Origin of the sequence: Sinorhizobium psoraleae (assembly GCF_013283645.1) — a bacterium.
Taxonomy (GTDB): domain Bacteria; phylum Pseudomonadota; class Alphaproteobacteria; order Rhizobiales; family Rhizobiaceae; genus Sinorhizobium; species Sinorhizobium psoraleae.
The window spans coordinates 3,313-14,001 of sequence record NZ_JABEKV010000023.1; the positions used below are offsets into that span (position 1 = coordinate 3,313).

9 protein-coding genes and 4 pseudogenes are annotated in these 10,689 nt (G+C 61.0%); 10 read left to right on the top strand and 3 right to left on the bottom strand.

The features are described 5' to 3' along the window. Positions 1–64: 64 nt before the first annotated feature. The 9 genes from ILFOPFJJ_RS33845 to ILFOPFJJ_RS33880 all read left to right on the top strand — a co-directional run bounded on the left by ILFOPFJJ_RS33845 (position 65) and on the right by ILFOPFJJ_RS33880 (position 7,790). Positions 65–436, top strand: a complete 372-nt coding sequence (locus ILFOPFJJ_RS33845) for a ParB/RepB/Spo0J family partition protein (RefSeq protein ID WP_512700890.1) — start codon at positions 65–67, stop codon at positions 434–436. A 330-nt stretch (positions 437–766) separates the two neighbouring features. After that, positions 767–1,969: a tyrosine-type recombinase/integrase gene (locus ILFOPFJJ_RS33850; RefSeq protein WP_210267710.1), complete on the top strand. Its 1,203-nt coding sequence runs from the start codon at positions 767–769 to the stop codon at positions 1,967–1,969. Beyond that, a complete protein-coding gene (locus ILFOPFJJ_RS34830) occupies positions 1,959–2,630 on the top strand; it encodes a hypothetical protein (protein ID WP_210267711.1) in 672 nt (223 codons plus the stop codon). The genes ILFOPFJJ_RS33850 and ILFOPFJJ_RS34830 overlap by 11 nt, the downstream gene beginning before the upstream one ends. Then, positions 2,627–3,769: a site-specific integrase gene (locus tag ILFOPFJJ_RS34835; protein WP_210267712.1), complete on the top strand. Its 1,143-nt coding sequence runs from the start codon at positions 2,627–2,629 to the stop codon at positions 3,767–3,769. Before ILFOPFJJ_RS34830 ends, ILFOPFJJ_RS34835 begins: the two co-directional genes overlap by 4 nt. Before the next feature lie 28 nt (positions 3,770–3,797). Next, entirely contained in the window at positions 3,798–5,627 is a 1,830-nt protein-coding gene (locus ILFOPFJJ_RS33860) for a site-specific integrase (RefSeq protein WP_210267713.1), read from the top strand. Beyond that, complete coding sequence (locus ILFOPFJJ_RS33865) at positions 5,584–6,099, top strand: hypothetical protein (protein ID WP_246300015.1); 516 nt, start codon at positions 5,584–5,586, stop codon at positions 6,097–6,099. Before ILFOPFJJ_RS33860 ends, ILFOPFJJ_RS33865 begins: the two co-directional genes overlap by 44 nt. 89 nt (positions 6,100–6,188) lie before the next feature. Next, positions 6,189–6,821: a plasmid pRiA4b ORF-3 family protein gene (locus tag ILFOPFJJ_RS33870; RefSeq protein WP_173514760.1), complete on the top strand. Its 633-nt coding sequence runs from the start codon at positions 6,189–6,191 to the stop codon at positions 6,819–6,821. Between the two features lie 118 nt (positions 6,822–6,939). Continuing rightward, complete coding sequence (locus ILFOPFJJ_RS33875; RefSeq protein WP_173514757.1) at positions 6,940–7,257, top strand: hypothetical protein; 318 nt, start codon at positions 6,940–6,942, stop codon at positions 7,255–7,257. A gap of 92 nt (positions 7,258–7,349) precedes the next feature. Then, on the top strand, positions 7,350–7,790 hold the full coding sequence (locus ILFOPFJJ_RS33880) for an RICIN domain-containing protein (protein WP_173514761.1): 441 nt from the start codon (positions 7,350–7,352) through the stop codon (positions 7,788–7,790). Positions 7,791–7,867: 77 nt separating this feature from the next. Here the strand turns inward: ILFOPFJJ_RS33880 and ILFOPFJJ_RS33885 are convergent. Continuing rightward, positions 7,868–8,045, bottom strand: a pseudogene (locus tag ILFOPFJJ_RS33885) (transposase); the annotation flags it as partial. A 4-nt stretch (positions 8,046–8,049) separates the two neighbouring features. Beyond that, a pseudogene (locus tag ILFOPFJJ_RS33890) lies at positions 8,050–8,510 on the bottom strand (transposase); the annotation flags it as partial. Between the two features lies 1 nt (position 8,511). Here ILFOPFJJ_RS33890 and ILFOPFJJ_RS35845 point away from each other — a divergent pair. Continuing rightward, a pseudogene (locus ILFOPFJJ_RS35845) lies at positions 8,512–8,900 on the top strand (ISL3 family transposase); the annotation flags it as partial. A 349-nt stretch (positions 8,901–9,249) separates the two neighbouring features. Here the strand turns inward: ILFOPFJJ_RS35845 and ILFOPFJJ_RS33895 are convergent. Beyond that, positions 9,250–10,601 (bottom strand): annotated as a pseudogene (locus ILFOPFJJ_RS33895) (IS5 family transposase). Positions 10,602–10,689 lie beyond the last annotated feature (88 nt).

A 10,689-nucleotide genomic window follows, 5' to 3' on the forward strand; every position in this document is an offset into this window, starting at 1 on the left:
AAGCCGAACTTCTCCTGACCTATGCGTCGACGTCCCATTCGAATCCCTCAATCCATTGTTCAGAGTGATAGAATCACAGTCGTTCGCTTCGGTCCACACACCCGCGCACAGGTCTCATAAGCCCACCATCGCCATGATCCCCCTCAACAAGCTATCCCGCAGCCCGCTCAACGTTCGCAAGACCTCCACGAGCGAAGAGGAGGACAACGAGCTCTATGCCAGCGTCAAGACCAACGGCATGAAGCAGAACCTGCTCGTCCACAAGTCCGGAAACGGCTATTTCGTTCAAGCTGGCGGCCGCCGCCTCGCTGTCCTCGAGCGCCTTGCCCCGAAGGTCACATCGGCGCCGATGCTGAGATCCCCTGCATCGTCGAGACCAAGAAGCAGGCGGAAGAAACCTCCCTCATTGAAAATTTCGTCCGGGCGGAAATGTTAGGTTCTGCGTCGCAACTGTCCTGTTGAGTTCGTATGACCGTCATGGTTGTGGGCCATATTCGCGGGGCATATCGAGGAAGGCACACGGACGTCCGGGTCAAGTGTTCCCGCAGCGTAGCGAGGACAACACTTGAGGCGGCGGCGACACCACAAGCTTTTTTGATGGGGTACAGGCGAAGTCCTGCACCCCTGCCACGTGGCGAACGGGAGAGCGCGAGGGGAACCCCTCGCATTCAAAAAAGAAGAGTGCGCCGAAGGCGCCCCGCTCAAGATAACATCCGGTTCGAGAAACTGTCTTCTTTGTTGCTAGGCAGGGCTTTGGGTCCTGCTGATGTCTTTTGTTGTTTTGAGCGACGGCGGGCAAAGAGGACAGATCGTGGTGCGGATCATCAGGGCGGCGATGGGTTATGCCGCAATCCCGGCCGGCTTTCCAATTTTGGTGTCGGAACGGATGTCGATCATCGAGCCGGCGTTTGCCTGGCTGATGGAACTGGCGGCGATTCCCGGTCGTAGCCACGCCGCGGAAACTATCCGGACTTACGGCGAGCACTTGCATGACTGGTTCGACAGCCTGGAGCAATCCGGTCTCGACTGGCGCGGTGTGAGCGAGGCGGAGATTGCGGCCTGGCGCAATCGCATGCTGTCACAGCCGAGCCCGCATACGAAACGGCCATACGCGCGGTCGAAGGTGAACGATCGGGTCCGTACGGTCTGCCGGTTCTATGCATGGGCCCAGGGCCGCGGCTGGATCGAGAGTCTGCCGTTCCAGTTCGTCGACGTTCGAGTGGGCTCCGGCCGGCGACAATCATTCCTGGCGCATGTGGATGGGCGTCCGGGGATCATGGCGGCGAATATCCTGACGGTCGCCGAGCACGAACGTCTGCCGAGACCGTTGCGTGTCGATCAGTTGCGCCGGGTGTTTGCGCATCTCGAGATGCCCTACCGGTTGATGGCGGAATGGGCGCTGGCGACGGGATTGCGGCGCAAGGAGCTTTGCGGCCTTGCCGTCTTCCAGGTTCCGGAGACGGCGCATCTGGATGACGACGATCATCCTCTGATCGGCGTGCCGCTGACAATCACCAAGGGTGACAAGCCGCGCACGATCTACCCGCCGATCCGCCTGGTCGACCGCACGCAGCGCTATATCGACGAGGTTCGCACGCCGCAGGTCCGGGCGTTGCGGCGCCAGCGACCGGATTATCGGCCGCCCTCCACGCTCTTTCTCAACCTTCAGGGAAACGCCGTCAGCAAGGCGCGATTGACGGCGGTGTTTGCTGAGGCCTTCCGGGCGGCCGGTGTGACGGGAACCTTGCATTATCTGAGGCACACATTCGCGATGACGATGCTGGTGCGGTTGCAGCGGCAGGCATTGACCACGCCGGACCTCAATCCGCTGAAGATCGTGCAGGTTCTGCTGGGGCACAGCTCGATCCAGAGCACGGCGATCTACCTGCGCTGCGTCGAGCTCAATGCCCGGGAACTCGCCGACAGCATCGACTATCTCTATGGCGAGTTGATCCCCGATGGCCGTTAGACGCGGGCACATCGACCGGCGGCTGTCGGCCGCGACACCGATCGTTCTGGACCGGCCGGCCGACACCATCGTCGTCTTCCGCGACGGCTGGGGCGAGGTCACAAAGCGCTACGATTCCGGCACGCTCGGATTGCCGTCGGACATCGCGATACTTTTGGCCGATGCTTTCCGCCACCATCATGCGGCATCGAGCCGGGAGACACAGCGTCATTGCTGGATGGCGCTGCGGACGTTCGCGCGCTTTGTGGTGGAGGACGGCCAGGTCCTGTCCGCCGACGATCTGACCAGTGCGATGGTGGGGCGCTACATCGCGTGGCTGGATCGCCAGGTTGGAGGACAGACGAACCAGCCCTGGTCGAAGGGATCGCGGGCGAATGTGCTGATGCAGCTTCGCCAGATGATCGACTGGACCAAGCGCCGGCATCCGTCCGGCTGCCTGCCCGCATCGACTTCCCTTGGCGGGTCTGGCCGAGCCGCAATGCCGATGCGCGACCGCGTCTTGGCGCAGCGGATCTCAAGGCGATCCTGGGCGCGTGCTATGAGGAAATCGACGAGGCGTGGGAGCGCTTCGAAACGGGACGGACCATCCTTGCGGCGAGCGGCCCGGTCGATGGCGTCGATCCCGAGCTGTGCCACCTGGTCCTGGCGCTTGCGGGTGTGAATGCCGGCGTGCTGCCGTCGCGGACGCTTGCGATCCGCAGCGGCGTCAACATATCGGCGGTCAATCGTCATGGCGGCCTTCGTCACCTTGGCGGTTATCTTCACCTGACCGGCGAAACGGTCGTCGCATTCTTTATCGCGCTTTCGATCCAGACGGCGGGCAATCCGGATGCACTGCGACTGGTGACGCGCGACTGCCAACTGGCGCATCCGCTCGATGAGCATCGTATCATCGTCGAATGGGCCAAGCCCCGGGCCGGTGCGAAGGTGAAGCGCGCGCAGCGGCGATCCTTCGACCGGCGTCGGCGACATGCGGCGCCGAACTTAATCGATAAAGTGCTGGCGATGACCGCCCCGCTCGCGGCCCGGGCCAGCCGCCAGGATCGCAACCGGCTATTCCTGGTGAAGAGTGAGAAGAAGGACGCGGTGACGCTCGTCGTGGAGGCGACCTTGTCGCATGCCCTGAAGGCGTTCATCAAACGCTCGAATGCCCGGATATCCATCTGGAACAAGGCGGCGCCCGAGCGCGCACGCCAACTCTTGCCGGATTTTGCCGCCGTTCTGCTGCGGGGCAGCGTCGCCACCGAATATTACAAGGCGTCCGGCGGCGACATCGTCGCGACACAAGACGTGCTCAATCACGCTCGCGCCGACACGACTGAGCTTTATATCAAGGGACCTCAGACACGCCGCATCCAGCGCGAGACCATCGTCCGATTGCAGGGGCTGATGCTTGGCTGGATCGTCGGCGCGAAGGCTGACCCGCAAGATCAGGCGCAGCGAGACAGCATTGCGCTGGCGAACGATGCGACGGTTCCGTTCAGCCATGATTGCCTCAACCCGGCCACTGGCACAGCGCCTGGATCGGCGACTGGCAGGATCTGCCGGCACTTCGGCGGATGCCTGCGCTGCCCGGGACTGGTCATCCCGATCGATGCGGAGCACATGGCGCGCATCCTTCGAGCGATCGGCGAACTGGAGCGTGCGCGTAAGCGCATCGATCCGCGCCGCTTCGAGCTTCTGTATGCGCCGAGCCTGCGCATCCTGGTCGACGACATCCTGCCGGACTTCCCGCAGTCGCTGCGTGCGGAGGCCGAAGGTCGAATATTGGCTCTGCCAATCCTGCCGGCGCTGGAGTGAGCGATGCAAGCGTCCACGGCACCCGATCTTGCAGCCGCGGCAAGGCCAGCGCTTCGAATATCGGCGCGCTCGGTATGGTCAGACCAGGTCTGGCATCTCGACGGCCATCGCCCCGGCGCAAAACTGGGGATTTACCCTGGCCGACGACAGCGGGTTCAGCGATCCGCAATGGGCTGACTGGCGAGAGGCGGCCAAACTGTTCCTGTGGAGCCTGAAGCTGGACCCGCCTGCAGGCCGCCGCAACGTTCACGATTCGACGATCGTCCGCGTCTTTAATATGCAGAGGACGCTGATCCGCTGGATGGCGGCGCAAGGGTACCGCAGCTTCGCCGATCTCGACCGCGATGGCAGCGATAGGTTCTTAGCGGCGATGGCGCAGCGTCCTGGCAGCAAGCCGGGCAAGGCGCTGTCGGCCATGACCCTGCAACACTACGCAAATTTGCTGACGCTTCTGTATCTCCAAGGATCGAAGTTCCCCGAAGTGGCAATTGATGATCCATTCCCAGGAATCGTGCCGCCGTTCGTTCGGCGTGACCGAGGCTGGCTTCCCTATACGCCGGACGCGGTCGCCGTGCCATTGGTCTCGGCGGCCTTGCGGCTGATCGAACAGCCGGCGGACGACATCATTGCTTTGCAAACGCAGGCGCAGGTTGCGTATGACGATGCCCTTGACAGGGGCATCAGCCAGACGAAGGCCGGGTTCGTCGCGACCGACGCGATCAGGGAGTTTACCTTCTCGACCCTGTCCGGAGAGGAATCTCCCTGGCATGAAGCGCCTGTCACCAGCACTAAGCAGGTGCGGTATCTTGCAGATCGCATTTACGACGCATGCTTTGTCGTCATCGCTTATCTGGTCGGCGCCCGGGTCTCGGAGATCCTTGGCCTTCAGGTCGGCTGCATCGAGCAGCATCCTGCCAGTGATGGCAGCGAGAGCTTCGCCTATCTCGCCGGCCAGATCTACAAGACGGCGGGCGGCGTCGACGGCGAAGCCCACCGCTGGGTTGCTCCAGCGCCCGTCGAACGGGCCGTCTTGGTCATGGAGCAACTGACCGCTCGCCTGCGGGCGCAAAGCGGGCGATCCGAGCTCTTTCTGGTGATGGCCAGCACGGGCCTTGTCGGTCCCGCTGCGAGAACTGACCTGCCCGTCGTCTCCACGATCATACGGCGGCTGAACGATCTGTTCGCACCGTTCATCGGCCTGCCGGACCACGAGGGCGAGCCCTGGCATCTGAACACCCATCAGGGCCGAAAGACCTTTGCGCGCTTTGTCGGCAAACGCGACCGCACCGGACTACATGCGCTTCAGGCGCACTTCGGCCATGTGACCCGGGCCATGACCGATCGTGGCTATATCGGAACCGACTTCGCGCTTGACGACCTGATCGATCGGCATACCCGGGAAGAAACCCGCGCCGCCCTGGAAGAGGTGCTGACGGCGATGACGCTCGCCGGCAAGGGTGGACGCATGATTGCCGCTCGCTCGCAGTTCCGCGGGCGCACACGCGACGGCGATGTCCAGGCTTATGTCCGTTTCCTGATGGAAGAAACGGACCTCCGCCTCGGGGTCTGCGACTGGGGCTATTGTGTCTACCGCGTCGAAACGGCTGCCTGCTTCGGCGACGAGAAAGGACCCAACCCCGCGCTGCGGACTGAAAGCACGTGTCTCACCTGCGCCAACTTTGCCGTCACGGCCCGGCATCGACCGGTCTGGCAGGCGCGCCGCGACCGCAATGCCGATCTTCTCGCTCATCCTGGCCTCGACCCAGTCAGCCGCAGGGTTGCGGAAACACGGATCGCCGAATGCGATCGCATCCTTGGCGAACTCGATCATGGAAAGGATGATCGCGATGGCGCGTAAATTGAGTAAAACACCGGCGCTGACGCCGCAGGAAAAACGCCTGCGCAACACCGACCGCAAGCTGCGGGAGGCTCTGGAGCGCCTGGTGAAGGGACTGCCCACACACCCGGACCTGCAAAAGCGATCCTACCGTCTGACCATTGCCACGCTCGCACGCGAAGCGCGTGTCGGCCGCAACGCCATCTACACCAACCACCGCTCGATGATCGACGAGTTGCGTCGCGCCAGCGATCGCAAGATCGTGCCCGAGAAGCTGGCGGCCTGGGAAGACAAACTCGCCCAGCAGCGCGCTCTGATCCAGGTCTTGCAGATCGAGGAGCGGCGTATGGTGACGGAAAATGCCGTCCTATTGAAGCGCATCCTCGAAGCCGAAACGGAGGTTGAGCGGCAGAAACGTCATAATGCCCGCCTTGTTGCCGAACGCGATCGCGGCATGAAACCCGTTCCTATCCCGCGCGGACCAAAATCCTGATCGCGATCACGGAGTACTTTGTCTCGCCACACTGAACAATTGCTGGCTCATCCATTGCGTGCGACCATTATGCCCGGCATGATCCCGATATGCTCGACCCGTTTGACCCAGATAGCTTCATCGTGCGCGCCGAGGTTCATATCCTCGACATCGATCCCGAGATCAGCCGCACTCTCGAACTGCCAATCACTCTCAACCTCGCCCAACTCCACGAAGTGCTGCAGGCTGCCTTCGGCTGGACCGACAGTCATCTGCATCAGTTCAACATCGGCGGTTTGATCTACGGCGCCCCGGAGTTCGATGAGGACGGTCTGTCCGACAGCCGGATCTTTGAGGCGACCGAGGTCAGAATGATCGACCTTCACTTCCCGTACGACCGCGACGAAAGCGCTCTGACGATCCTCTACGAATACGACTTCGGCGATAATTGGCGTCATCTGCTGCGTCTGGAGCGCGTCGCCCGCGAGGAAGGTGTGCAATATCCCCGCTGCATTGCCGGCAAACGGTCCGGGCCTCCAGAAGATGTTGGAGGAACTTCAGGTTATGCCGACTTCCTCGACGCCTGGCTCGATCCTGAGCATGATGAGCACAAAGCCATGCGGCGATGGGTAGGCCGCAAGTTCCATCCGGAAACTTGCAATCTCGATGACATCAATAAGGCGATTGCCAAGGCCATGCGCGTATCAAAGGGCAACTATCGCTTCCGTCGCGAATGTGCCTGATCGACGGCCCCAAGAGAGTTGCGGAGCCAAAGATACACTCGAAATACCGGTCAGAGCTGAAAAGTCCCCACAATCAGTATCTTCCAGCTAAAAGGACACTTGACGCATAACCTAAGAAATGCATCCGCTCGATCAGTTCCGGGCATTTCAGACCCTCCACCTCCAGGGCCTCGCCGAGGAGGAAATCGCTGCGCGCTACTTCGTCTCGGTTTCAACGGTGCGTCAGCGCCTGCGGCTCGCTTCGGTATGCAACAACGCTCCAATCAGTCCGAACGACAAAGTTGTAGATCACCTTTCCAGGCGTATCCGCGACATCGCGTTCGAAGTGAACCGCTTGCTGTCGCTCACCCTGAAGCGTCACTCGCGGAAAGATAATGGATGCGGCCTACCAATACTTGTAGGTGACTCGGAAGTCTTTTCTAGCGACACTGTCTAATGCGCCGAAAGCGAAAAGCAGCGATTTATTACGGGATCGGCGGCGATTATACAGTGAATAACATGTTGAACTTACTAGAAGGGAGCATCATCATGTCTCAGAAGTTTATCCAGTGGCGACAGAACACCAGCCTTGGCTTGGGCGTTAATGACGCAATGGTCGGCGCCGCGGCGGGCCTCTACCCACTGACGGGATCCGGTGTGACACTTGTCTGGAATATCGACCTAAGCAAGAACGTGATACTGCTCGATCAAGGCGGGCAAACCTTGGCCCTCGACTACAAGGCCGGCAAAGTAGCTCCGGAGGTGCCGCTCGTGCTCTCTGTCTATAACGGTGCCCCGACAAAATCTCAGCAGTGGAGCTTCACAGCACGTCCCGGGTACATTACTTCCATTGCGAACACGTCTCTGGTAGTCGACAATCAAGGTCGAGGCACAGAGCCCGGAAATCCCGTTAAAGCCTTTGGCTTCAACGGCTCGGTCGCGCAGCAGTGGGTTGCCAAGGATCCGTTCGAGTTCCTGCGCTCTGCCTAGGGGCCGAGACAGCAGTGTGGCGGACCGTTGGCTGCTAAGGCGAAACGAAAGCCTCAGAGTCGGACTCGAAAAGTGATTCAACGATAGCAATATCTTGCAAGCCGCCTCGTGAGCATGCGGGGCGATCATGATCCAGGCCTGGGCTGAAGCGATGGATTTCTCGAAGTCTTTCGCCAGCCTGCGGCATCGCCCCAGCCATGCAAATGTGCGCTCGACAACCCAGCGGCGGGGTAGGATCTCAAACGCCTTGCTCTCTTGATGTACGCAGGCGCTTCAGTTCGCGGCGCATGCGGCGGAATTGCCGGGTACGGGCATAACGGCCGGCGCGCACCGCCGCTGCTTTCGCCGACGCGTGTAGCTCGCCGCAGCGCGATGCCATGCTTCCCGGCGTGACGGACAGCATCTGCAGAGCCTCAGATACAGCCTGCTGTCGGTCGGATGAGCGATCGCTTTCGGTTACACCGTCGTGTCGACATTGATCCGCTCCAAAGATTCGGCCTGACCGTTCCCGTCTGAAGCGCCGCCTCGATGCTGGCCTTCAGGAACTCCTTCAGCCCCTGCAGCCCGATCCGCTTGCGCCAGCGCGTCATCGTGCTCGCGTCGATCGGCGCTTCGTGCTGGAAAAACTCAAGCCGCAGAAAAACTGCCAATACGGACGGATTCTCCACCCTCGACCACCTCCTCGTCCGACAGGTCGTGAACATGCTTCAGGTAATGCAGCTGTCAACGACAAACGTTCACCGACCGACTGCCGACGATCGCTTCCCCTTGTGCGCGCCGGACAAGGAGGGTCTAGGAGGTTGTCAGTCTGCTCGGCCATAGTGCAGGCGGCGGTCCTGGCGAGCGCTTGATGCGAAGGCTCAGCATGCCTGTCAGCGACGACACGATCCTGCGGCAGCTGAAGCGGGATGCCGCGCTCGCGCATTGCGATGCCAGAGCTGGCGGCGGTCCTGGCGCTGCGGCAGGGTGATCGTTGACCTGGAGCGTCGTTCGCTTCCCGATGTCCTTTATGACGGGAGCGTGGCGAGTGCCGCGCAATGGCTGGAACGGCACCCTTCTGTCGAGATCGTGAGCCGAGACCGATGCGGGCTTTACGCACTCACTTATAGATTCTTGGTGCCAACATCCGGCTGCGGTTCTGAAGATCGTAGCGTATGGTGCGACCATCCGGGACAAAGGCACCGGGAGCACGAAGGTGCGGGCAGGCCGATGCATTGGATGAGCTGCGAGCTCGTGTTAGTAGCTGGCCGCCTCGCTGCTTGCGTCATGGACGGACGTCGCTGCATCCGATGTTTTCATGGTCTATGCAGCATAAACAGCCATTTCGCCTGGCGTCGTTAGGTTGACACGTTCTCTATCGAGGCGTGATTTGATTCAAACCACTAGCACTACTTTGGCACGTTTACGATTTGTTATCCAAGATGGATTGATGCTGAGCGTAGTCGGCCCTGAACAAAGGCTAAATCATTGATCTTCTGGCGGTGGGAAGATCTGGAGAAGTATCCGATTTCGCCATGAGAACGATAAGCGCGGCCTTGATGAGGGCACGCCAAAGAGCCAGTTTGGCCAGGATGAGGCGCAGATTGTGACCTGCGGCCACGAGCAGTGCATTGATGGCGTCGCCAACATGCCCGAGAAGGAAGTTGCGGTCCAGCCTGCCATCAGCCTTCATATGGCCGATGGTGGGCTCGATGGCCGATCGTCGTTTCAGCTCCCGTCGCATGGTCGGCGTCAGCCCGCGCCGGCTTCCGGCAATCATCACCGACGCCGATCCGGTGTAATCATGACCGCGATAGCCCTTATCGACGTAGATGCGATCCGGATCGATACCACCCATGGCAACAGCCTGGTCGACGGTGCGTGAGAGCGTGTGCCCGTCATAGGGATTGTCCTCGAACGCCTTGGCCGCCAGCACCAGCCCTTCGCGGTTCGTCGCCGCGATACCGACCTTGCAACCGAACTCGTATGGCGTGCGAGCCTTGCCCTTCGAGATGCAGACGACCTCGGGAGCATGCAGCGAATAGAGCTTGTTCTTGTCCTTCGGTTTTTGCGCCAGCAGCCGTTCGACAAGACCGAACAGCCGGGCGAAGGTCCTCTCCAGTTCGACGTTGCCGGCGATCTTGCGGCCGATATCGCGCAAAACGCGACCAAGGAAGGTGCGCAGGCGCTTCAGTTCGCGGCGCATGCGGCGGAATTGCCGGGCATGGGCATAACGGCCGGCGCGCACCACCGCTGCTTTTGCCAGACGCGTGTAGCTCTGTCTGAGCTCGATGCCATGCTTCTTCGCTTGCCGGACCAGCATCTGCAGAGCCTTCAGATACAGCCTGCTGTCGGTCGGATGAGCATGGCTTTCGGCTGCACCGTCGTATCGACATTGACCCGCTCCAAAGATTCCGGCCTGGCCGTTCCGGTCTGAAGCGCTGCCTCGATACTCGCCTTCAGCAATTCCTCCAACCCCTGCGGCCCAATCCGCTTGCGCCAGCGCGTCATCGTGCTCGCGTCGATCGGCGCTTCGTGCTGGAAGAACTCAAAGCCGCAGAAGAACTGCCAATACGGATTCTCCACCCAGCGCTCGACCGTCTCCTCGTCAGACAGGTCGTGGACATGCTTCAGGTAATGCAGCCCGACCATCAGCCGCGTCGGCTTGGCGGGGCGGCCGATCGGCCGATAGAACCCTCCGAACGCCTCGTCAAATCGTGCCCATGGGATCACGCCAGACAATCGCACCAGGGCATGGCGCGGGTTGATGATCGCGTCCAGACGATCGCGAAAAAGATCATTTCTACCGGAAGAGGGACGAGTTGGCCGCATACCAAAAACACCAGAAATCAGCTACATCACAGACGATTTCCGGCAGTTTCCAATACTTCAAAACAGATGGGAATCCCCTAATTCCAGG